The organism is Pedococcus sp. P2_E2 (assembly GCF_056403955.1).
Map to the genome: position 1 here is coordinate 151,609 of NZ_JBFUEM010000005.1, position 21,903 is coordinate 173,511.

Genomic DNA, 21,903 nt, shown 5'->3' on the forward strand with positions numbered 1-21,903 from the left:
GTGGTGTCCCCTCCGCCGGACGCCACTTCTTTGTCCGCCCGACGTGGCTCGGAGCCGCGACGGCTCTCGGGTAGCGTCGCGACGTGGACGACGACCTCTTCGGACGGACGGTGGCGGGGCTCACGGCTGCCGACCCCCAGCTCGCCGAGCTCGTCTCGACCCACGGGGTTCCTGCCCTGTGGTTGCGGCCTACGGGGTTCCCGAGTCTGGTCCTGTTCATCCTCGAGCAGCAGGTCTCCCTCGCCAGTGCCGCTGCGGCCTACCGCAAGGTCGTGGAGCGGATCGGGGACATGGCTCCCAGCGCACTGCTCGCCAGCACCCCGGCGGAGCTGCGGCTCGACGGGGTGTCCCGGCAGAAGGACGGTTACCTGCGCGCCCTGGCCACGGCCGTCGAGACGGGCACCCTGGACCTCGACGGCCTGGGTGACCTCGACGACGCCGCCGTCCGTCGTGCGCTGACGGCCCTGCCGGGCATCGGCCGGTGGACCGCCGACGTCTACCTGCTGGCCTGTCTGGGCCGTCCGGACCTGTGGCCCGTCGGCGACCGCGCCCTGCAGGTGGCCGCTGCCGAGACCCTGGGGCTCGACACCGTTCCCGACCAGGCTGCCCTCGAAGCCCTGGGCGAGCGCTGGCGGCCGCACCGTTCGACGGCTGCCCGACTGCTGTGGCACGGCTACCTCGTGCGTCGCGGCCGGGCCGAGACCCCCAGCGACCTGTTCGCCGGAGAACGAGAGCGGGCTCGGCCCGACGGCCCGGGAGGCGTCAGCCGGCGGTGATCTCCCTGGCGAGGGCAGGCGGCATGTAGTCGTAGCGGACGAAGCTGCGCGTGAACGTGCCGGTGCCGTGGGAGACCGACCTCAGGTCGACCGGGTAGCGAGCCAGTTCGTGCGCGGGCACCTCGGCATGGATCAGGGTGCGTCCCCCGACCTGTGCAGGCTCGGTGCCGTGCACCTGCCCGCGGCGTCCGCGGAGGTCGGCCAGGACCCCGCCGACGGCGTCGTCGCTGACCTCGATGTGCACCTCGTCCACGGGTTCGAGCATCGCGACGGTCGAGTCGTTGGCGGCTTCGCGCAGCGCCATCCCCGCTGCGGTCTGGAAGGCCATGTCCGAGGAGTCGACCGAGTGGGCCTTGCCGTCGACGAGGGTGATCCGCACGTCCACCACCGGGTAGCCCGCCAGCACGCCCTTCTCCAGCTGGACGCGGGCGCCCTTCTCCACCGACGGGATGTAGTTGCGAGGCACCGCCCCGCCGACCACCTTGTCGACGAACTCGATCCCCGCCCCTCGCTCCAGCGGCTCGATCTCGAGGTGGCACACGGCGTACTGCCCGTGACCGCCGGACTGCTTCACCAGTCTTCCCTGGACCTTGATGGGCCGCACGAAGGTCTCCCGCAGCGATGTCCGCACCGGCTCCACCTCGACCGGCACGTGGTAGCGCGACTCCAGCATCGCGATGAGCTGGTCGACGTGGGCAGGCCCCATGGCCCAGAGCACCAGCTGGTGGGTCTCGGAGTTGTGCTCGAGCCGCATCGTGACGTCCTCGGCGACCAGTCTCTGCAGGGCCGTGGCCAGCTTGTCCTCGTCCCCCTTGGAACGGGCGTGGATCGCCACGGGCAGCAACGGGTTCGGCAACAACCACGGCTCGACCAGAGCGGCCCTGTCCTTGCGCGACAACGTGTCGGAGGTCTCCGCGCCCGCGAGCTTCGAGACGACGACGATGTCACCGGCGATCCCCGCACTGACAGGTCGGGTCTCGTCGCCGAGCGGGGCAGCCAGCGGCCCGATGCGCTCGTCGTCGGTGTCGTGGTCGGCGTGTTCGTCGACGAGGTGGGTCGCAAAGTGCTGCAGGTGCCCCGAGATGTGCACCGGTTCGTCGGGGCGCAGCGTCCCCGAGAACACCCGGACCAGCGACTGCCGGCCCACGAACGGGTCGGTCGTGGTGTGCACCACCTCGGCCACGAGCGGGCCGGCCGGGTCGCAGGTCACGGCACCGAAGTCCCCACCGGCCGAGGTGTAGACGGTGGGGATCGCCGCTCCGACGGGTGAGGGAAATCCCTTCTCGCACAGCTCGATCAACGCCTCGATGCCCACGCCCGTGGGTGCATGCGTCGGCAGGATCGGGAAGAACCGAGCCGTGGCCACGGCCATGCGCAGATCGGCGGCGATCACCTCGGTGTCGATCTCCTCGCCCTCCAGATAGCGCTCGAGGAGCCCTTCGTCCTCGGACTCCTCGATCACGGACTCGATCAGCTCACCACGCTGGGCGTCGATCAGCTCACCCTCGTCGACGCTCGGCTCCCTGTCGGCCTCACCGCCCCCTGGCTGCTGTTCGGTCACGGTGCGACGCAGGAGGTTGAGCAGGCCCTTGACCGAACCGTCGACGACCAGCGGGAGGGCAAGCGGCTCGGCGTCACCGAACGCCCGCTGGCACGCGTCGACCGTCGCCTCGAAGTCCGCCCGCGCCTGCTCGAGGCGCGTGACCACGACCGCGCGCGGCATACCGAGGACGTCGCACTCGCGCCACAGCAGCCGGGTGGGTTCGTCGACACCGTCGGCGGCGGAGACGACGAACACTGCCGCGTCGGCCGCCCGCAGCCCGGCGCGCACCTCGCCCATGAAGTCCGGGTGGCCCGGGGTGTCGAGCAGGTTCACAGTCAGCCCACGCGTCGGGACCGACGCGGCCATGAGCGACAACGTCGCCGAAGAGTCCCCTTCACGAGCGCGGCGGCCCGGAATCCGAGCCGCCACGAACTGGTCGAAAAGGGCCGTCTTGCCGGCCCCGCTCGACCCCACCAGGACCACGTTGCGGATCTGCTCGGGCGATGAGGGACCCGCGGCGTCGCTGACACGGTTCATGGGTTCACCTTGCTCCGGTCACCCACGGCGCACAAGACCCGGACGACACCCGGTCAGCGCCAGCCGGCCGCCACGACCACCGGCAGCACGCTCGCCGCGACGACCAGCCAGTCCGCACCCCGCCACGGCGCCGGCGCGGCCCATGTGCGGCGCGATGCCGTGGCGAACCCGCGGGCGTCCATGGCGACGGCGAGCGTGGCCGCGGCCTGGAGCGACCGCACGAGGATCCCGATGGTGAGGGCCCAGAGCTCGGCCAGCACCGACCGGGGCGACCGTGCCGTGGCGCCGATCCCCCGCACCCGTCGGGCCCGCGCGATCTCCGACCAGATCTCGCCGAACGTGTGTACCCGCTGCAGTGCTGCCGCCACGGCCACCACGGGACGGGCGGGCAGCCGCAGCCGTTGCCCGAGGTGGTCGCCGAGGGCATCCGCGTCGACGTGCTGGATGAGCACCGCCGACGGCAGCACGATGATGAGCACCCGCAGTCCCCCGGTCAAGGCAGTGTCGAGGTCGTGGCCCCCCAGCAGCCACGTCGACCACGCCACGGACAGGGCGCCGAGGAGTCCTGGGCCGAGCCGCAGGAGCCCCCCGCGCAGCCGACCGGTGGGCGCTGGCCCGTCGCCGGGCGCCCATAGCGCCAGGCCCGCGAGCGCGACCTGCACCGCGAGCACCACGAGGCTGGTGGACCAGCGCGGCGAGACCACGCCCGCGGGGATCCCGAGACTCGCCCCCGCCATCAGCGACAGGGGACCGGCCCGCGCCACCAGCGGGCGTCGACGTGCCGGTTCGACGGGTGGCTGCACGGGCCGGTCGATCGTCGTGACCGCGTCCGCCCGAGTGATGACAGCGTCGTCGTGCGTGGTCAGCACGACCGCCGAACCCGCGTCCCGCAAGCCCTCGACGATGCCCATGACGGCGGCCCAGGTGAGCCGGTCCTGGCCGACCGTGGCTTCGTCGGCGCAGACGAGATCCGGCTGGTGGACCACCGCGGACGCCATGGCGAGCCGGCGCTGCTCTCCGCCGGACAGGTGTCGTGGGTCAGCCTGCGCGAGGTGGGCCAGGCCCAGGTGGTCCAGGAGGGCCCGGGCGCGCTCCAGCGCCTCGGACTCGACGAGCCCGACCGCTCGCGAGGTGGTCATCACCTCGTCGAGCACGGTGTGGCTGACGATCGTCGAGCTCGCCCACTGGGGCACCCAGGCAACCCGCGGGGCCAGGTCGAGGGTGCCCAGCGCGTGCGGGTCGCGCTCCCCGTCGACGGCGAGGTCGGGCCGCAGCCGCACCTCACCGGCCTGCCGTCGCAGCAGCCCGGCCAGCGCCAGCAGCAAGGTCGACTTGCCGGCCCCGCTCGGGCCCACCAGCGCGTGCACCTGCCCGGCGCGCGCCTGGAACCACTGGTCCCGCACCGCGACCGTGGTGCGGGTCGAGCCGTCGAGCGCTTGCACGGACCGGGTGATGGTGACGTCGGCGGCGTCGAGGGTGAGCAGGTTGGCTCCGGTCGACGAGGTGTCGAAAACACCCGCAGGTATGCCGCGTGGTTGCGGGTCGGGGAAGCCGGGCACCCAGATCCCCTGGGCCGCGAGGGATTCTCCGTGCTGGGCGAGGACGGCGAGTGGTTCGCCGTCGGCTGCGACCCGGCCGCTGTGGTCGAGGACGACGAGCCGGTCGACGGCGTCGAGCCAGGGACCGAGCCGGTGCTCCACGACGACCGTCGTCAGCCGGCGGGACCGTGTCACCTCGTCGACGGTCCTGCGGACGGAGTCGGCGTTGGCGGGGTCGAGCATCGCGGTGGGTTCGTCGAGCAGCAGGACCGTGGGCTCGAGGGCGAGCGCCCCCGCCAGGGCAAGCCGCTGCTGCTCACCGCCGGACAGCGCGTGGGTGGGAGTGTCCTGGGGCAGGTCGAGGCCGACGGCCGCCAGCGCGGCGGCGACGCGCGCCGGCATGTCCGCACGCGGCATACCGATGTTCTCGAGGCCGAACGCGACGTCGCGGCCGACCGTGGCCGACACGATGCCCGCGCCCGGCTCCTGGAGGACGAGGCCGACGTCGCCGGCCCGCGTCCCGGGAACCGCGCCGTCGAGCAGCACGGTGCCAGTGCGTTCCCCGGAGTCGGCGACCTCGAGCACCCCGGCAAGTCCACGCAGGAGGGTGGACTTGCCGGAGCCGCTCGGACCGACGAGCAGGACCCGCTGTCCCGAGGGGATGTCGAGGTCGAGGCCGGGGATGACCGGTTCGCGGCGGCCGTACGGACGCCACGTCAGTCCCCGGACCTCGAGATGTCCCCGACGCTCCTTGGGGGCGCCGGGCCGAGGGTGCTCAGACAGCGCGTGACTCCCGGGCTTCCTGCCCAGCCGGGAACGCTCCCAGGGCGCCGGCTCGGGCCAGGCCGCGCGTCAGCAGCCACCCGAGACCGCCGGCCACGATCGCGCCCGCGACAGTGAGGATCCCGGCGTAGGCGAGCTTGTAGCCCATGTCCCAGTCGGTCCAGTAGACCTGCCACTCGTAGAGAGCTTCCAGCGGAGCCGAGAGGGCTCCGGCAAGCAGGGCGGCGCCGAGGCCGAACGCCGCGTAGCCGAGGATCAGGAAGGCGATCTCCGCGCCGAGACCCTGCACGATGCCCGAGACGAGGGTGGTGAAACCCCACTTGGTGCCGGGCAGCATCGAGACGAGGGCCGCCACCACCTCACACAGCAAGGCCGAGCCCGGGCGTCGAATGGCGAGGCCGCCCACCACCCCGGCCATCAGCCAGGGGGCTCCCGTGATGCCCTGAAGCGGTGGGAAGAGGGCCTCGAGCCCAGCCGCCGGTGCGGTGTAGGCCAGACCCCAGGCCCAGTACGCGACACCGAACGCGGCGCCGAGGAAGGAGACCGTCAAGAGGTCGACAGTGCGCCAACCCCAGAGGTTCCCGCTGGCGCGGATGCTGCCGCGGCGGGTCCCGGTGGAAGCGGTGGAGGTCGCGCTGGCCGAGGTGGCCGGGATGGTGGTGTCGGCCTGGGTGGCCGGGGTGGATGGTGCCGTGTCGGCCGAAGTGGCCGGGGTGTTCTTGGTGCTCATGTGTTCTTCTCCCGTGGAATCCGGTGGATGCCTCGGGGAGACCCCTTGCCGGGAGAAGACACCTGTGGTGGCGCACCTCACCCGACAGGTGTCTGAGATTCTCGACTCCCTACGCCGGTGCGAACCGGATCAGGTGTGAGGGTCTGCGGTCTCCCGCACTCTCAGCGCTTGCGCGCTCCCCTGTCGTTACCCGTCGAACCATACTCCTGGGTGTGGCAGGGTGGAGTCGCAGGTCAGCGGCAATTTCGCGTGGCGACGGGTCGCGACGCGGGGACACGGATCCTCAACGGGTCCGCGACAGGTACGGGAGAGGTGTGCGACATGGGACCACTGGTGTGGCGAGTGCTGGGGACCGGATCGGCGGTGCTCGCGGGTGTGGTCGCCAACAAGCTGGTCACCACCGCGTGGAAGAAGGCCGGCCGCGACGCCGTCGTCGACCCGCGTGACCCGCGCACCCCGTGGAAGGACGCCATCGCGTTCGCTGCGCTGACCGGACTGGCGGCGGGTGCTGCCCGGGTGATCGCGACCCGCAAGGCCGCCGAGTACTACGAGAAGTCCGCCGGGCACCTGCCCAAGGCGATGCAGCACGGCGACGCCTGAGGGCGCAGACCTCCACGAGGTCTGACCGCGCAGACCTCCACGACTCCTGAGCGTCAGGCCCCGTCCAGGTCGAGGGCCTTGGCGATCGGTACGCCCGCACGGTAGGACAGGTGGACGTGCGACGGCGCGTCGAGGACGGTGAGATCGGCTCGAGCCCCCACGACGATCCGTCCGATGTCATTGCGCCGCAGCGCCTTCGCCGAACCCGTCGTGGCCGCGAGCACCGCCTCGCCGGGCGTCAGGCCCATCTCGCGAACCGCCAGCGCGATGACGAACGGCATCGACGACGAGTAGCAGGTCCCCGGGTTGCAGTCCGTGGCGAGAGCGATCGACACGCCGGCCGCCAGCAGGGCAGCGGCATCGGGGTAGGGCGAGCGCGTGGAGAACTCCACCCCGGGCAGCAGGGTCGCCACCGTGGTGTCAGCTGCGGAGGACAGCGCGTCGACGTCGGAGGCCGAGAGGTAGGTGCAGTGGTCGACGCTGGCCGCTCCGAGCTCGACGGCCAGCTGAACCCCGGGCCCGTGACCCAGCTGGTTGCCGTGCACCCGCAGCTCGAGTCCCGCACGACGTCCGGCGAGCAGCACGGTGCGCGCCTCGTCCTCGGTGAACGCGTGGGCCGAGTGTGGTTCGCAGAACACGTCCACCCACCTCGCGTACGGAGTGGCCGCCTCGAGCATCGGGCCGGTCACGAGCTCGAGGTAGGTCGCCCGGTCCTCGGCGTACTCGCGCGGCACCACGTGGGCCCCGAGGAAGGTCGTCTCGGAGGTGAACTCGCGGGCGATGCGCAGGGCCCGCGCCTCGTCCTCGATGGTCAGGCCGTAGCCGCTCTTGATCTCGACGGTCGTCGTGCCCTGGGCGCGCATCTCGGCGACCCGCAGGGCGACGAGTGATCGCAGCTCGTCGTCGGTGGCGGCCCGGGTGGCGGCCACCGACACCCCGATGCCACCACCGTCATAGGGCGTGCCGGCCATCCGCGCGGCGAACTCGTCACCACGGTCCCCGGCAAACACGAGGTGGGAGTGCGAGTCGACGAAGCCCGGCAGTACTGCTCGACCCCCCACGTCGACCTGGTCATCGGCCATCGGGGCGCCCGACGCCGGACCGATCCACGCGACGTGCCCGCCCTCGATGACCACTGCGGCGTCGCGCACGAGGCCGAGCCGGTCAGGGGTCGACCCGTCGCAGGTGACGAGCTCGGCGATGCCGGTGACGACGGTGCTGCTCACTGGTGCTCCCTCACGTCGGCCAGCGCCTTGCCGAGCAGCGCCGCCACGTCGCCCAGCCGGTGGCGTCCCGCCTCCACGACCGTGCTGCCGCCGACCACCACCCGGTCGACGTCGGATCGCGTGGCGCAGTAGAGGATCTGACCCGCCTTGGCGCCAGCGGTGTTGACGGTGTCGGTGCGCACGACGACGAAGTCCGCCGCGGCCCCCTCCGCGATCACACCGGCGTCCTGCCAGCCGAGGCTGCGGTAGCCGTCCGAGGTGGCGGCCGTCAGCAGCTCGTCGGGGGTGAACCGGCCGCGCTCGTTGCTGGCGAGCCGTTCGTGCATCTCGAGCCCCCGCACCTCCTCGAACGGGTCGATGACCGCGTGCTGGTCCGAGCCGAGCGACAGGCGCGCGCCCGCAGCGGTCAGCGCCCTCGCGGGACCGATGCCGTCGGCGAGGTCGCGCTCGGTCGTCGGGCAGAAGCAGGCCGTCGTGCCCGACTCGCCCAGCAGGCTGATGTCCCGGTCGGACAGGTGCGTCGCGTGCACGGCACTGAACCGGCCGCCGAGCAGACCGGCCTCGTCGAGGAGCTCGGTCGGCGTGGCGTTGTAGAACATCTGCGTCGCGAGGTTCTCGGCCGGCTGCTCGCTCACGTGGGCGTGCACCGTGCGGCCACGCGTCACCTCGGCCATCGCCCGCAGGTCGTCCCGCGGCACGGCGCGCACCGAGTGCACCGCGGCGCCGATCCGGGTCGTGGCGTCCGGAGCCAGGGCGGCCACCCGGGCTGCCCACGCGTCGACATCGCCGTCGCTGAACCGCACCTGGACATCGTCCAGTGGCACGTGCCCGTCCCCTGCCAGCCCACCCGCGAGATAGCAGGTGTCGAGCAGGGTCAGCCGCAGGCCGGCGTCCCGCGCGGCCGCGATGAGCGCCTCCCCCATCGCGTTGGGATCGGCGTAGGGGCGGCCAGCCACGCTGTGGTGGAGGTAGTGGAACTCCCCGACGACGGTGATCCCCGACAGCACCATCTCGGCAAACACCGCCCTGGCCAGGGCGAGGTAGGTGTCCGGCGTGAGGTGCCGCGTGACGGCATACATCTGCTGTCGCCACGTCCAGAAGTTGCCGCCGTCTCCGTGGGTGCGCCCGCGCAGGGCGCGGTGGAAGGCGTGGCTGTGGGCGTTGGCGAATCCCGGCAGCACCACTCCGTGCAGCCGTTCGTCACCCGATTCGGGGCGGGCCCGGTGCACCCCTGCGAAGACCCCGTCGACCACCTCGAACCGCACACCCGTGGCCAGTCCGGTGGGGAGCCACGCGTGCTCCGCCCAGTACTGGGTTGATCCAGCCGTCACGCCTGCGCCCCCGTCAGGTCCTCGAGGACGGCCGTCAGGGCCGCCACCCCTTCGAGGCAGTCGGAGAGCTCCGCATGCTCCTCGGGTGAGTGCGAGACGCCCGTGGGGTTGCGGACGAAGAGCATCGCGGTGGGGATGCCGGCGTTCGCGAGGATGCCGGCGTCGTGCCCGGCCCCCGTGCCCAGGACAGGTATGCCGCCGAGCCGGGTCCCCAGCCGCGCGCTCAGCCCGGCGTCGAAGGGCGTGGACGGGGTCCACGACTCCTCGGTGATCCGCCCGCCGGACTGCTCGACCATCGCGCTGATGTCGGCGACCGCGCGGCGCACGGCGCGAGGGCTGGCGCCGCGGGCGTCGAGCCATCCCGTCACGGCGCTCGGGATGGCGTTGACACCGCCCGGCGTCACCACGACCTTGCCGATGGTCGCGACGCAGCCGTTCGTGATGGCGGCCTCGCGCGCGGCGAGCACCGCACCGGCATACCCGAGCATCGCGTCGTGGCGGTCCTCGAGCCGGGTGGTCCCGGCGTGGTTGGCCTCGCCGGTGAAGTCCAGCCGCCACCTGCCGTGGGGCCAGATGTCGCTGCCGACCGCGACGGGGTGGTCGAGGTCGATGAGGCCGCGTCCCTGTTCGACGTGCAGCTCCACGAAGCTCCCGATGCGGCGCATGGCGTCGTCGTCCCGACCGATCTGGTGCGGGTCGCGACCGGCTGCTTTGAGCGCGTCAGCCATCGTGGTGCCGTCGGCGTCCGTCAGGCTGCGTGCGCGACGCGCGGTCATGGCACCGGTGATGACCCGGGAGCCGGCGCAGGCCACGCCGAACCTGGCGCCCTCCTCGTCGACGAAGTTCACCACCCCGATCGGCCTGGAGGGCTCAAACCCCTTGTCCCGCAACACATCGATGGCCGCGAGCGCGCTGACTACCCCCAGCGGACCGTCGAAGGCACCGCCGTCGGGGACGCTGTCGAGGTGCGACCCCGTGACGACTCCCTTGTCCCCGCGGACGGCCGCCGCATCGGGGTCCCCCCACCAGGCCCACTGGTTGCCCATCCGGTCCTCGGTGAGGTCGAGCCCGCGCGCGCCGCACTCGCCGGTGAACCACTCGCGGAGGTCGTGGTCCTCGCGGGTCCAGGCAAAGCGCCGGTAGCCACCTGACTGGGCGCTGCGTCCGACGGGCTGGAGGTCAGCCCACATCGACTCGAAGCTCACGGTGCCCTCTCTGGCGGCGGCGGCAGGACTGGGGCCGGTCCGCGGTGGACGCAGACCGACGACCAGACCATTCCACACCAGCGGACGTGATGATGTGCGGGCTCCTCCACCATTCCGTCTCGGATCACAGACAGGCGCCGGGCGAGAGGCCGGCGCCCAAGGTGGCGGCTAGGCTTCCACCGTGACTGACGACGGCGCGGCGCGGGCGGCGGCAGCGCTTGCGGCGAGCGGCATCGAGCACACCATCACGCGCCACGGCCGGGTCAACTCGCTGGAGGAGGCGGCCGCGGCACGGGGCGTTCAACCGGGCGACATCATCAAGACCCTCGTGGTGCGGCGGGCGGAGGACGACTACCTCTTCGTGCTCGTGCCGGGTGGTCGTGAGATCTCGTGGCCCAAGCTGCGTGCCCTGCTGGGCGTCAACCGGATGTCGATGCCGGACGCCGCCACCGCCAAGGACGTGACCGGCTACGAGCGCGGCACCATCACGCCGTTCGGCTCACTGACGGCGTGGCCCGTCGTGGCAGACGCCTCCGTGGCCGGACGCCTCATCTCCATCGGCGCCGGTGCCCACGGTGTCGCCGCGACCGCGCAGGCCGACGACGTGGTCGCCGCCCTCGGCGCCCAGGTCGCCGACGTCACCGACCCGGCCTGAACCCCCGCCTGGACCCACCCCCAACGCGAGGTATGCCGGGTGGTGACCACCCGGCATACCTCGCGTTGGTGCGAGATCAGCTCTCGCGCATGGGGATCCGCACGCCCTGCTCCCGGGCAGTGCGCTCGGCGATGTCGTAGCCGGCGTCGACGTGGCGGATGACGCCCATCGCCGGGTCGTTCGTGAGGACGCGGGCCAGCTTCTGCGCCGCGAGCTCCGTGCCGTCCGCGAGCGAGACCTGGCCGGCGTGCAGGGAGCGACCGATGCCGACGCCGCCACCGTGGTGGATCGAGACCCACGAGGCGCCGGAAGAGGTGTTGACGAGGGCGTTGAGCAGCGGCCAGTCCGCGATGGCGTCGGAGCCGTCGAGCATGGCCTCCGTCTCGCGGTAGGGGCTGGCCACCGAACCCGTGTCGAGGTGGTCGCGCCCGATGACGATGGGGGCGCTCACTGCTCCCGTGCGGACGAGCTCGTTGAACGCCAGACCCGCCTTGTCGCGCTCCCCCTGGCCGAGCCAGCAGATGCGGGCAGGCAGACCCTGGAAGGCGATCCGGTCCTGGGCGCCGCGGATCCACTTGTGCAGCCGGTCGTTGTCGGGGAACAGGTCGAGGACGGCCTTGTCCGTCGCCGCGATGTCCTTCGGGTCGCCCGACAGCGCCACCCAGCGGAAGGGGCCCTTGCCCTCGCAGAAGAGGGGCCTGATGTAGGCCGGCACGAAACCGGGGAACTCGAAGGCGCGCTCGTAGCCGCCCTGCCGCGCCTCGTCGCGGATCGAGTTGCCGTAGTCGAAGACCTCGGCCCCTGCGTCCTGGAACTCCACCATCGCCTGGACGTGCTTGGCCATCGACTCGCGCGCCCGGTCGGTGAACTCCTCGGGTTTCTTCTCGGCGTACTCGTGCCAGTCGCCCACCTCGATCCCCTCGGGGAGGTAGGACAGCGGGTCGTGCGCGGACGTCTGGTCGGTGACGATGTCGATCGGCACCCCGCGACGCAGCAGCTCGGGGAAGATCTCGGCGGCGTTGCCGACCACACCCACCGACCAGGCGCGCCGCTCGTTCTTGGCGGCGACGGCCTTGTCGATGGCCTCGTCCAGCGACGAGGCGACCTCGTCGAGGTAGCGGTGCTCGACCCGGCGCCGGAGCCGCGACTCGTCGACGTCGACGATCAGGCAGGCGCCCTCGTTCATCGTGACGGCGAGGGGCTGAGCGCCGCCCATTCCACCGCAACCGCCGGTGAGCGTGAGGGTGCCGGCCAGCGTTCCGCCGAAACGCTTCTCGGCGATGGCAGCGAACGTCTCGTAGGTCCCCTGCACGATGCCCTGGGTCCCGATGTAGATCCACGAGCCGGCGGTCATCTGCCCGTACATCGTCAGCCCGAGGTGCTCGAGCCGCCGGAACTCAGGCCAGGTCGCCCAGTCGCCGACGAGGTTGGAGTTGGCGATGAGCACGCGCGGCGCCCACTCGTGGGTCTGCATGACGCCGACCGGACGACCGCTCTGCACGAGCATCGTCTCGTCCTGCTTGAGCGTGGTCAGGGTGCGGACCATGGCGTCGAACGACTTCCAGTCACGCGCCGCTCGGCCGGTGCCGCCGTAGACGACGAGGTCGTCGGGACGCTCGGCGTTCTCGGGGTCGAGGTTGTTCATCAGCATGCGCATCGGGGCCTCGGCCCCCCAGTGCTGGGCTGTGAGCTGCGAGCCGCGGGGTGAGCGGACGGGGCGGGCGCCTTCCATGTCGTTCTCCTTCAGTGCCTTGGTCAGACGGTTCAGTGACGAGCGGGGTATGCCGTGGTGTCAGTTGAGGGGGCCGGTGACCGACTCTGCCGCTGCGACGGCCGCGCCGCTCGCGACGAGCTGGACGGCCACCTCGATCTCAGGGGCCAGGAAGCGGTCGGTACCCGGTGCGGGGGCGCCCGCGTCGCGGAGCGCCTTGACCACGGCCCCGGTGGCCGGTGCCGGGGTCAGGGGGGCCCGCAGGTCGATGGCGCGGGCGGCGGTGAGCAGCTCGACCGCGAGGACGCGGGTCAGCCCGTCCACCGAGCGACGGAGCTTGCGGGCAGCCGACCACCCCATCGACACGTGGTCCTCCTGCATCGCCGAGCTCGGGATCGAGTCGACCGAGGCGGGCACCGCCAGGCGCTTCATCTCGGACACGATCGCCGCCTGGGTGTACTGCGCGATCATGTGGCCGCTGTCGACGCCGGGGTCGTCCGCGAGGAAGGCGTTGAGCCCGTGGTTGCGCGACACGTCGAGGAACCGGTCGGTCCTCCGCTCCGAGATCGAGGCCAGGTCGGCGGCGACGATCGCCAGGAAGTCGAGGACGTACGCGACCGGCGCCCCGTGGAAGTTGCCGTTGGACTCGACCCGTCCGTCGGGCGTGACGACGGGGTTGTCGACCGCGGAGGCGAGCTCGAAGCCCGCCACCGTCGCGGCATACTCCACGGTGTCGCGGACCGCGCCCGCAACCTGCGGTGAACAGCGCAGCGAGTAGGCGTCCTGGACGCGCGTGCAAGCCTCGGGGTCGCGGTGGCTGTCGCGGATCCCGCTGTCCTGCATCAGCTTTCGCAGGTTCTCGGCGGACCTGGCCTGGCCCGGCTGCGGGCGCAGCGCGTGGAGGTCCGCCGCGAAGACGTCGTCGGTCCCGAGCTGGCCCTCGACGCTCATCGCGGCCGAGATGTCGGCGGTCTTGAGCAGTGAGCGCAGGTCGGTGATGGCGAGCACGAGCATGCCGAGCATGCCGTCGGTGCCGTTGATGAGGGCCAAGCCCTCCTTCTCACGCAGCTCGACCGGGGTGATGCCGGCGGCGGCGAAAGCCGCGGCCGTGTCCATCTTCTCCCCGTCCGCGTCACGCACGACTCCCTCGCCCATGAGGGCGAGCGCACAGTGGGACAGCGGCGCGAGGTCGCCCGAACAGCCCAGCGAGCCGTACTCGTGGACGACCGGGGTGATGCCGGCGTTGAGCATCGCGACGTAGGTCTGCAGGGTCTCCTCGCGGATGCCCGTGCGCCCGGTCGCAAGCGTGGAGATGCGCAGCAGCATCAGCGCGCGAACCACCTCGCGCTCGACCTCGGCGCCCGACCCGGCGGCGTGCGAGCGCACCAGTGAACGCTGGAGCTGGGCGCGCAGCTCGACCGGGATGTGCCGCGTCGCCAGCGCACCGAACCCGGTGGAGACGCCGTAGTGCGCGACCGTGTCGTCGGCGAGCGCCTCGATCACCTCGCGGGTGCGGCGCACCTCCGCCAGCGACTCATGGGAGATCTCGACCCTGGCGTCGTGCCGGGCGACCGCGACGACGTCGTCGAACGAGACGGGCCCGGTCCCGACGGTGACGGTCGGCGCTGAGGTGACAGTGGTGGTCATGCCTCCATTGCAGCGGAGGTATGCCGCGTGCGCGCCCTGCGCAGGCGGCATACCGTCTCGGATGCGAGACGATGGGTCAGGCGGACACCCAGTAGGTGCGCTGGTTGGTGAACTCGAGGATCCCCGCGTCGGCCAGCTCACGCCCGTAACCGCTGCGCTTGGTGCCCCCGAAGGGGACCCGGGGGTCGGAGGCGACCACCGCGTTGATGAACGCCGCACCCGAGGTGACCTGTCGCGCGACGGCAACGGCCCGCTCGGGGGACCGGCTCCAGACGCTGAGGCCCAGTCCGTAAGGGGTCGCGTTGGCGAGCCGGATCGCGTCGGCCTCGTCGGAAGCCACCGCGACAGCCGCGACCGGACCAAAGGTCTCCTCGTCGAACGCCGGCATCCCGGGACCTGCGTCGAGCAGCACGGTGGGTGCGTAGAAGTAGCCCGTGCCGTCGACGCTGTGCCCGCCGGCAGCCAGGGTCGCCCCCGCGGACACCGACAGGTCGACCTGTCGCTGCAGGGCGTCGCGCAGGTCCGAGCGGGCCAGCGGCCCGACCGTCGTGGCCGGGTCGGTGGGGTCGCCGACGACCAGCGCCCGCACGCCCTCGAGGAACAACCGGGTGAACTCCTCGGCGACTGGCGCCTCGACGACGAACCGTTTCGCGCAGACGCAGCTCTGGCCCGAGTTGGTGAACCGGGCGCCGACGGCAGCCGCCGCCGCTGCCGGGACGTCGGCGTCGGCGAGGACGACGAACGCGTCCGACCCACCGAGCTCGAGGACCGACCTCTTGGACGCGCGACCCGCGGCCGCGCCCACCATCTCACCCGCTCGGTTGCTGCCGGTCAGGGTGACCGCGGCGATGCGTTCGTCCTCGATGAGCCGCCCAACGGTCGCGGGAACGTCCTCCTCGGCCACGACCAGGGTGGTGAACAGGTCGCTGGGGAACCCTGCCCGGACGAAGGCCTCGGCGAGGGCGAGGGCGGAGCCGGTGACGTTGGGCGAGTGCTTGAGCAGGACCCCGTCGCCGGCAGCCAGGGTCGGGATGGCGAAGCGCATCACTTGCCAGACGGGAAAGTTCCACGGCATCACGGCCAGCACCAGCCCCAGGGGTTCTGGCGACACGAAGGCGGAAACCCCTGCGGGCGAGTCGATCTCGACGTGGCGGGGCGCCAGGATCGAGGCCGCCTGACTCGCGTAGTAGTCGGCGGTGACCGCTGACTTCTCGACCTCGCCGCGGGCCTGGGCCAGCGGCTTGCCCATCTCGGAGGTGACGAGCGCGGCATACCTCTCGGCATCGGCGCGAAGGTGGGCCGCGAGCCGGGCGAGCAGCTCTGCGCGGTCTGCCACCGCCACCTGGCCCCAGGCACGGGCTGCGGCGGCACCGGCGACCAGCGCTTTCTCGATGTCGTCGGCCCCCATCGAGTCGTAGCTAGAGAGGACGCTCCCGTCAGCGGGGTTGACTGTCGTGATCGTGCTCATGGCGTGCTCAGGCCGCCTCGGTCGCTCTCCGACAGGTGCTCGAACGTCTCACCGGTGGCGGTGATCGTCCGGGTCACGTCGCGTCCGCCGTACACCCAGTAGATGCGCATCGGCCCGGCGCCGCGGTTGTAGAAGCGGTGCGGGATGCCGGCCGGCACCCACGTGGCTTCGCCGGCGACGAGGTCGAACCGCTCGTCACCGATCTCGGCAACGGCCTCGCCCTCGAGGACCAGGACGGACTCCTCGACGTTGTGGCTGTGCAGCGGCAGGCCGGTGCCGGGCTGGAACTGGGTCTGGCCGGTGGTGATCCTGTTGGCCTCGCAGTTCCACTTCCCGACGTACGGGACGGTCACGACGCCGTTGCCACGGTCGAAGGGCCGCACCTCGTCGGGGCGGATGAGCAGGGTGGGGGCGAGGGGCTGGTCAGGCATGGGAGGGCTCCTGGGACAGGGTGCCGATGAGGGCGCTGGTGAAGTCGTCGGTGCCGAGGGGGCCGCCGAGGTCGCGGGTGCGGGTGGCGGGGTCGGCGATGGTGGCGGTGACCGCGGCGTCGAGCAGTCGTCCTGCCTCGCGCAGCTCCGGCCTGCCGGATCGTGCGCCGTGCCAGTCGAGGAGCATCCCGGCCGAACGGATCAGCGAGGTGGGGTTGGCGATGCCCTGCCCGGCGATGTCGGGCGCGGACCCGTGCTGGGCCTGCGCCACGCAGACCCCGTCCCCGGCGTTCACCGACCCACCGAGGCCGAGACTGCCGCAGAGCTCGGAGGCCTCGTCGCTGAGGATGTCGCCGAACATGTTGGTGGTCACGAGCACGTCGAACGACCCGGGGTCGCGGATCAGCCTGGCCGCGGCCGCGTCGACGATGAGCTCGCGCAGCTCGACGTCGGGGAAGTCGGACGCGACCTCCCGCACCGAGCGGAGGAACAGCCCATCCGACAGCTTGAGCACGTTCGCCTTGTGCACCGCGGTCACGTGACGCCGGCGGGTGCGCGCCAGCTCGAAGGCTGCGCGAGCCACGCGTCGCGAGGCGGGGGCGGTGATCTTGCGGATCGAGAACGCGGAGTCCTCGTCGGGCATGAACTCGCCGCTGCCGGCATACATGCTGCGGTCGGAGTAGAAGCCCTCGGTGTTCTCCCGCACGATGACCAGGTCCATCGGGGTGCGGAGCACGCTCAGGCCGTCGACCGACCGGCACGGGCGGATGTTGGCGTACAGCGCGAAGCGGGTCCGCAGCTCCGCGCTGGGGTTGATGCCACCCTGCTCCCGCGCCGGGTAGTCGTAGTGCGAGACCGGTCCGAGGACGGTGCCGTCGACCTCGGTCACCCGCTGCAGGACCTCGTCCGGCAGGGTCGTGCCGACCGACTCCAGCGAGGCCAGCCCGATGTCACGGTGCTCCAGCTCGAGCCCCAGACCCAGCCGGCGATCGAGGGCGAGCAGGACCTCGACGGTCGCCCGGGTGATCTCGGGGCCGATGCCGTCCCCCGGCAGGACGAGGATCCTCACAGCTCGCTCCCGTCGTGGTGGAACCGTCGTGTGGCGAGGGTGTTCACCTGGCTGCCCGGCACCACGCACCGGCTCGCGGCCGTGCGCCAGTCCGCGAAGTGCGGAGTCGCGCGGTGGGCGGCCACTGCGTCGTCGTCGGCGTAGACCTCGTAGAACACGAAGTGGTGGTCGTCGGTGACGTCCTGGGTCACGTCGAAGTAGAGACACCCCGGCTCGTCGGCGAAGGAGCGCTCGGCGTTCGCGGCGATGGCGGCGACGAACTCGTCGAGCCTCCCCGGGACGACGGCGAGAGAGACGACGAGGGCGATCATGCGGGGACCTCCGGTCCGTCAGGGGCGCTCGGGTTGGCGGCGAGTGGGGCGGGGAGGGCGATGCCCGCCTCCCGCCCGAGCGCGGCGAGCGCTTCGGTCGTGGCATCGGCCAGGGGTATGCCGTCGGCGGACAGCCGGCGCCGGCTGCGGTCCTCGAGCTCACCGGGGACGAGGATCTCGTCCGCCCACGTCGCGAGGGCGCCACCGCGGGTCTGGTCGACCAACGCCTCGATGCGGGCCGAGAACTCGTCCGGGTCGGACACCGCGGCCACGTCGATGGTGATGAGGAGGTGCCCGGCGCCGCTGCGCCGCTCCGGGTCGTAGGGACCCGCGACGCCGTCGCCGAACGCGCTGCCCGTGAGCACCCCCGCCAGCACGTCCATCATGAACGAGATGACGTAGCCCTTGGGGCCGGCCATCGGCAGGATCAGGCCCGCGATCGCCGCCGCAGGGTCGGTCGTGGGCGCGCCATCGCTGTCGGCGGCCCAGCCCTGGGGAATCTCCTCGCCACGCTCGGCAGCCAGGTAGACCTTGCCGCGGGCGACAGCCGTGTTGGCCAGGTCCATGACGACCACGCCATGACGACCTGCGGGGGCGGCGATGGACCAGGGGTTCGTGCCGATGCTCTTCGCGGTCCCGCCCCAGGGCGCCATCGCGGGGCTGGCGTTCGTGACCAGCAGGGCCACACAGCCGGCCTCGGCCGCCTGTCGGGTGAAGTACGCCGCCGTGCCGAAGTGTCCGGAGTTGCGGACCGCGACCCCGCTGATGCCGTGCTCCCGGGCGAGCTCGATCCCCAGGTCGACCGCCCGCTGCGTGATGACCTGGCCGATGCCGTGCCGTCCGTCGAGCACGACCACGGCGCCACTGTCCCGCGCCACGTCCGGGGCGGTGACCGCCTCCATCGCTCCGCTGCGCAGCCGGGTGAGGTACCAGGGCAGTCGGAGCATCCCGTGCGAGGCGTGGCCCCACAGCTCTGCGGTGACGAGGGAGTCGGCCAGGAGCGCGGCGTCGGTGTCGGGCACTCCGTCGGCGTGCAGGAGGCGGGTCGCGAAGTCAGCGAGGTCCGTGGCCGCGAAGATGGCCCCTCGAGGGGCAGCGCCTCCGGCGGGCTCGGGCTGGGTCACGTGGTGCTCCTTGGTGGGACTGTGCGAGACTGGGTGAAGGAAAGCATACTTGTATACAAGTGTGCAAGATGGGAGAGACCAGATGGTGGATCGTCCACGCCGGGCGTCCGGCGGACAGCTCGTCTACAGCGAGCTGCGCCGCCAGATCCTCGACCTCGAGCTCAGGCCCGGAGAGCGGCTCTACGAGCCAGAGCTGGCCAGCCGGATGCAGGTGAGTCGCACGCCCCTGCGCGAGGCGCTGCGGTTGCTGCTCGCCGAGGACCTGCTCGACCAGCTGCCCACCGGCGGCATGGTGGTCCGGCTGTTGAGCGCGCGCGAGATCGAGGAGCTCTACTCGGTGCGCGCCGCGCTGGAGGGCCTGATGGCCGCCGAGGCCGCGACCCGCCTCGACGACGAGGGCGCAACCACGTTGCGTCGACTGGTGGACCGCAACGAGAAGCTCGTCGACCTGCCCAGCGATGCGATGAACGCGGGACACGACTTCCACCTGGCCATCGGCGCGATCGCAGGGCACGAGTGGGCCTCTCGCCTGCACGGGCAGGTCGACGGGCAGATGGCGCGCTACCGCGCGTTCACCAACCAGTCCCAGGAACGCCGGACCACTGCCCTGCGCGAGCACCAGGACATCCTCGAGGCCCTGGTGGCCCGAGACCCCGTCCGCGCCCACGCCGTTGCCGAGGCGCACGTGCTCGCGGCGCGCGACACCGCGCTCAGCGCCATCTCCGACCGGCTCGAGCAGTCCGGCTGAACGCCGGCGGCCCGATCCACGGCGTCAGCGAAGCCGGTAGCGACGCTCGGGCCTCCCGGCCGCGCCGTACCTCGGACGCATCTCGGCCGTGCCGACCGACACGAGGTGCTCGAGGTAGCGCCGGGTGCTGCTGCGGGACAGGCCCGTCGACTCGGCACACTCCGTCGCCGACAGCCCGTCCTCGTCGGCCGCCTCGAGGGCCTGGCGCACCAGGTCCGTCGTCTCCGGGCTGATGCCCTTGGGTGAGCCTCCCACCAAGCGGGCCCCGCTCGCCCGGAACACCCGGTCGACGTCGTCCTGACCCGCCTCGGTGAGCTCGGCGAGCTCAGCCCGGTGCACGGCATACTCACCGAGTCGTTGCTGGAGGGACTCGATCTCGAACGGTTTGACGAGGTACTGGAAAACCCCGCCACGCAAGGCGGTTCGCAAGGTGTCGAGGTCGCGCGCGGCACTGATCACGATGACGTCGACGTCCTCGCCGCTCCCCTCGCGCAGGCGTGCCAGCACCTCCAGCCCGGTCATGTCGGGGAGGTAGATGTCGAGCAGGACCAGGTCGGGCCGGGTCACCTCGACCGCCCGGAGGGCGTCGGTGCCCGTGCTGGCAATGCCCGCGACCTCGAAGCCCGGCTGCCTCGCCACGACGCTGGAGTGCAGCCGCGCCACCATGAAGTCGTCGTCGACGACCAGCACCCTGATCACGATGCCTCCTGGTGCACCAGCACGGGCAGCGTGGCGACGAAGACCGCGCCCTCGTCGTTGGTGACGATGATGTCCCCGCCGCGATTGCGACAGATGAGCCGCACGATCGCCAGTCCGATGCCACGCTCCTGCGCCGTCGTCGTGGACTTCGTGCTGAACCCCCGGGTGAAGACCAGCTCACCGATCGTGGAGTCGATGCCCGGGCCACTGTCGCGCACGGTCACGGTCATCGCGTCGCCGGAGTGCGAAAGAGTCACTTGCACAACGGGATCGGCGCCACCACCGGCGGCCGCGTCGAAGGCGTTGTCGATGAGGTTGCCCATCACGGTGTTGACGTCCGCCGCCAGCGCGTCGTCGAGAGGGGGCACGTTGCTGGTGGCGTCGACGACCAGCTCGACGCCGCGCTCCGTCGCCTGGCTGGCCTTGGCGATGAGCAGGGCGGCAACCGCCGGATCCTGCACGTGCGCAGCGACATTGGTCGTCAGGGTGCTCGAGTCGTCGGTGATCTGCCGGATGTAGCTGCGCACCCCGTCGAACTCCTCCAGCGCGATCAGACCACTCACGACGTGCATCCGGTTGCTGAACTCGTGGGCCTGCGCCCGCAACGTGTCGGTGGTGCTCTTGGTCAGGTCGAGCTCGCGCTGGAGCTCGAGCATCTCGGTGCGGTCGCGCATCGTGGCCACCCAGCCGATGTGCCTGCCGCGGCTGGTGACCGGCATCCGGTTCACGGTGAGCACCCTGCCACGGACTGGCATGACATGGTCGGTGAGCTCGGTCCCGTCGTCGAAGATCTGGTCGGCCCGCCCCGTGCCGTCCACCTCCGCGAGGGTCCGCCCCCCGGACGTGAGGGGTATGCCGAGCAGGTGCGCCGCTTCGTCGTTGACCATGGTGATGCGGTGGTCGAGGTCGACCGCGAGCACGCCTTCCTTGATGCCGTGCAGGAGGGCTTCGCGCTGCTCCACCAGTCCGGCGATCTCGCGTGGTTCGAGCCCCAGGGTCTGGCGCTTCACGCGCCCGGCGAGGAGCAGCGAACCCACCACCCCGAGCAGGCTCGCGATCCCCAGGTAGGTCAGCAGGTTGGGCAGGGCGGTCTCGAAGTTGTCGAGGATCGAGGGATAGGCGCGGACGACCGCCACCACACCGTCGGTCTCACGGGTGTCGACGTTGATGATCGGGGCCATCGCGAGTGCCGCTCCCGTGCCCTCCTGCGCACCGACCCACGACCGCCCCTCGAAGGCGTCGGTCGGCTGCAGGTACATGGCCCTCCGCGGAAGCGCGTCGCTGGAGGCAATGACCCGCCGGTCCCTGAGCGCGAGCAGCACCGTGGTCGAGCTCGAGAAGGTGCGCCCCGACTCGACCACCGACTGGGCCTGGCCCAGGAAGTCCTCACCGCCCGATGCCGCGGCCTCCCGCACTCCAGCGGTGACAGCCAGGCGTTCCGCGACGGCAAGGGCCCGGCTTCCCTCGGTCTCGCGGGCGCGGGCGTCGGACTGGGCCAGGGAGACCGCGGCCACTCCGACGAGGACGACGCACACGATGGCCAGCTGCATCGCCAGCATGCGGCTGGCGAGCGTCCAGCGCCGCCGCCAGGGCCAGCGCCGTCGGGCCAGCCACGCGCGCCATCGATCGTCCACGGCTCGATTGTGTCTGGGCTGCCTGCGTCCGACCAGCACCGCGTGAGCACAAAGGACAAAACAGAGTTTGCGCACCTAACCGTGACACCGCGATCGAGGCCGGGCACGGTGTGCTTCGAACCCCCTCAGACAAAGGA

At 71.7% G+C, this 21,903-nt stretch carries 19 protein-coding genes and 1 riboswitch; of the genes, 4 read left to right on the forward strand and 15 right to left on the reverse strand.

The window, feature by feature from the left end:
• The first annotated feature begins 83 nt into the window (after window positions 1–83).
• Window positions 84–776, forward strand: a complete 693-nt coding sequence (locus tag AC1DWR_RS12060) for a DNA-3-methyladenine glycosylase family protein (protein ID WP_477614103.1) — start codon at window positions 84–86, stop codon at window positions 774–776.
• On the opposite strand, the gene AC1DWR_RS12065 is transcribed toward AC1DWR_RS12060, so the two are convergent.
• The 3 genes from AC1DWR_RS12065 to AC1DWR_RS12075 are packed head-to-tail and all read right to left on the reverse strand — an operon-like array spanning window position 763 to window position 5,907.
• Window positions 763–2,856: an elongation factor G-like protein EF-G2 gene (locus AC1DWR_RS12065; RefSeq protein WP_477614104.1), complete on the reverse strand. Its 2,094-nt coding sequence runs from the start codon at window positions 2,854–2,856 to the stop codon at window positions 763–765. The two genes, AC1DWR_RS12060 and AC1DWR_RS12065, sit on opposite strands and share 14 nt — an antisense overlap.
• A gap of 53 nt (window positions 2,857–2,909) precedes the next feature.
• The gene (locus AC1DWR_RS12070) at window positions 2,910–5,204 is read right to left on the reverse strand and encodes an ATP-binding cassette domain-containing protein (RefSeq protein ID WP_477624622.1); all 2,295 of its coding nucleotides are present in this window, start codon (window positions 5,202–5,204) and stop codon (window positions 2,910–2,912) included.
• Window positions 5,170–5,907 carry an ECF transporter S component gene (locus AC1DWR_RS12075; RefSeq protein WP_477614105.1) on the reverse strand — a complete coding sequence of 246 codons (738 nt, stop codon included), beginning with the start codon at window positions 5,905–5,907 and terminating at the stop codon, window positions 5,170–5,172. The genes AC1DWR_RS12070 and AC1DWR_RS12075 overlap by 35 nt, the downstream gene beginning before the upstream one ends.
• Window positions 5,908–5,996: 89 nt before the next feature.
• Window positions 5,997–6,099, reverse strand: a riboswitch (TPP riboswitch).
• A gap of 129 nt (window positions 6,100–6,228) precedes the next feature.
• Here AC1DWR_RS12075 and AC1DWR_RS12080 point away from each other — a divergent pair.
• A complete protein-coding gene (locus tag AC1DWR_RS12080) occupies window positions 6,229–6,507 on the forward strand; it encodes a DUF4235 domain-containing protein (RefSeq protein WP_477624497.1) in 279 nt (92 codons plus the stop codon).
• Window positions 6,508–6,560: 53 nt separating this feature from the next.
• Here the strand turns inward: AC1DWR_RS12080 and hutI are convergent, their stop codons facing one another.
• From hutI to AC1DWR_RS12095, 3 genes are read right to left on the reverse strand one after another with little or no spacing between them, the layout of a single operon-like run.
• Window positions 6,561–7,733, reverse strand: coding sequence for an imidazolonepropionase (gene hutI / locus AC1DWR_RS12085; RefSeq protein ID WP_477624498.1), 1,173 nt, complete (start codon window positions 7,731–7,733; stop codon window positions 6,561–6,563).
• On the reverse strand, window positions 7,730–9,064 hold the full coding sequence (locus AC1DWR_RS12090) for a formimidoylglutamate deiminase (protein ID WP_477624499.1): 1,335 nt from the start codon (window positions 9,062–9,064) through the stop codon (window positions 7,730–7,732). The genes hutI and AC1DWR_RS12090 overlap by 4 nt, the downstream gene beginning before the upstream one ends.
• Window positions 9,061–10,269 carry an allantoate amidohydrolase gene (locus tag AC1DWR_RS12095; RefSeq protein ID WP_477624500.1) on the reverse strand — a complete coding sequence of 403 codons (1,209 nt, stop codon included), beginning with the start codon at window positions 10,267–10,269 and terminating at the stop codon, window positions 9,061–9,063. Before AC1DWR_RS12095 ends, AC1DWR_RS12090 begins: the two co-directional genes overlap by 4 nt.
• A 181-nt stretch (window positions 10,270–10,450) precedes the next feature.
• Between AC1DWR_RS12095 and AC1DWR_RS12100 the strand changes: the two genes are divergently transcribed.
• On the forward strand, window positions 10,451–10,924 hold the full coding sequence (locus AC1DWR_RS12100; protein ID WP_477624501.1) for an aminoacyl-tRNA deacylase: 474 nt from the start codon (window positions 10,451–10,453) through the stop codon (window positions 10,922–10,924).
• Between the two features lie 76 nt (window positions 10,925–11,000).
• On the opposite strand, the gene hutU is transcribed toward AC1DWR_RS12100, so the two are convergent.
• The 7 genes from hutU to AC1DWR_RS12135 form a co-directional block, all read right to left on the reverse strand.
• Entirely contained in the window at window positions 11,001–12,656 is a 1,656-nt protein-coding gene (gene hutU, locus AC1DWR_RS12105) for a urocanate hydratase (RefSeq protein WP_477614111.1), read from the reverse strand.
• A gap of 60 nt (window positions 12,657–12,716) precedes the next feature.
• Window positions 12,717–14,282 (reverse strand): histidine ammonia-lyase, encoded by a 1,566-nt coding sequence (hutH, locus tag AC1DWR_RS12110; protein WP_477624502.1) that lies wholly within the window; start codon window positions 14,280–14,282, stop codon window positions 12,717–12,719.
• Window positions 14,283–14,358: 76 nt separating this feature from the next.
• Window positions 14,359–15,750: an aldehyde dehydrogenase family protein gene (locus AC1DWR_RS12115; protein WP_477624503.1), complete on the reverse strand. Its 1,392-nt coding sequence runs from the start codon at window positions 15,748–15,750 to the stop codon at window positions 14,359–14,361.
• Window positions 15,747–16,181, reverse strand: a complete 435-nt coding sequence (locus tag AC1DWR_RS12120) for a cupin domain-containing protein (protein WP_477614114.1) — start codon at window positions 16,179–16,181, stop codon at window positions 15,747–15,749. The genes AC1DWR_RS12115 and AC1DWR_RS12120 overlap by 4 nt, the downstream gene beginning before the upstream one ends.
• Window positions 16,174–17,250, reverse strand: coding sequence for an isocitrate/isopropylmalate dehydrogenase family protein (locus AC1DWR_RS12125; RefSeq protein WP_477624504.1), 1,077 nt, complete (start codon window positions 17,248–17,250; stop codon window positions 16,174–16,176). Before AC1DWR_RS12125 ends, AC1DWR_RS12120 begins: the two co-directional genes overlap by 8 nt.
• Window positions 17,247–17,561, reverse strand: coding sequence for a putative quinol monooxygenase (locus tag AC1DWR_RS12130; RefSeq protein ID WP_477624505.1), 315 nt, complete (start codon window positions 17,559–17,561; stop codon window positions 17,247–17,249). Before AC1DWR_RS12130 ends, AC1DWR_RS12125 begins: the two co-directional genes overlap by 4 nt.
• On the reverse strand, window positions 17,558–18,685 hold the full coding sequence (locus AC1DWR_RS12135) for an Ldh family oxidoreductase (protein WP_477624506.1): 1,128 nt from the start codon (window positions 18,683–18,685) through the stop codon (window positions 17,558–17,560). Before AC1DWR_RS12135 ends, AC1DWR_RS12130 begins: the two co-directional genes overlap by 4 nt.
• A gap of 82 nt (window positions 18,686–18,767) precedes the next feature.
• Here AC1DWR_RS12135 and AC1DWR_RS12140 point away from each other — a divergent pair, with 82 nt between their 5' ends.
• Window positions 18,768–19,433 (forward strand): GntR family transcriptional regulator, encoded by a 666-nt coding sequence (locus AC1DWR_RS12140; protein WP_477624507.1) that lies wholly within the window; start codon window positions 18,768–18,770, stop codon window positions 19,431–19,433.
• Window positions 19,434–19,457: 24 nt separating this feature from the next.
• On the opposite strand, the gene AC1DWR_RS12145 is transcribed toward AC1DWR_RS12140, so the two are convergent.
• A complete protein-coding gene (locus AC1DWR_RS12145) occupies window positions 19,458–20,132 on the reverse strand; it encodes a response regulator (protein ID WP_477624508.1) in 675 nt (224 codons plus the stop codon).
• Window positions 20,129–21,766, reverse strand: coding sequence for a sensor histidine kinase (locus tag AC1DWR_RS12150; RefSeq protein ID WP_477624509.1), 1,638 nt, complete (start codon window positions 21,764–21,766; stop codon window positions 20,129–20,131). The genes AC1DWR_RS12145 and AC1DWR_RS12150 overlap by 4 nt, the downstream gene beginning before the upstream one ends.
• Window positions 21,767–21,903 lie beyond the last annotated feature (137 nt).

Bases quoted from the DNA above. Each gene is read 5' to 3' on its own strand.
- AC1DWR_RS12065 (WP_477614104.1), bottom strand. From the start codon at position 2,856: ATGAACCGTGTCAGCGACGCCGCGGGTCCCTCATCGCCCGAGCAGATC.
- AC1DWR_RS12075 (WP_477614105.1), bottom strand. From the start codon at position 5,907: ATGAGCACCAAGAACACCCCGGCCACTTCGGCCGACACGGCACCATCC.
- AC1DWR_RS12080 (WP_477624497.1), top strand. From the start codon at position 6,229: ATGGGACCACTGGTGTGGCGAGTGCTGGGGACCGGATCGGCGGTGCTC.
- hutU (WP_477614111.1), bottom strand. From the start codon at position 12,656: ATGGAAGGCGCCCGCCCCGTCCGCTCACCCCGCGGCTCGCAGCTCACA.
- hutH (WP_477624502.1), bottom strand. From the start codon at position 14,282: ATGACCACCACTGTCACCTCAGCGCCGACCGTCACCGTCGGGACCGGG.
- AC1DWR_RS12115 (WP_477624503.1), bottom strand. From the start codon at position 15,750: ATGAGCACGATCACGACAGTCAACCCCGCTGACGGGAGCGTCCTCTCT.
- AC1DWR_RS12120 (WP_477614114.1), bottom strand. From the start codon at position 16,181: ATGCCTGACCAGCCCCTCGCCCCCACCCTGCTCATCCGCCCCGACGAG.
- AC1DWR_RS12130 (WP_477624505.1), bottom strand. From the start codon at position 17,561: ATGATCGCCCTCGTCGTCTCTCTCGCCGTCGTCCCGGGGAGGCTCGAC.
- AC1DWR_RS12140 (WP_477624507.1), top strand. From the start codon at position 18,768: ATGGTGGATCGTCCACGCCGGGCGTCCGGCGGACAGCTCGTCTACAGC.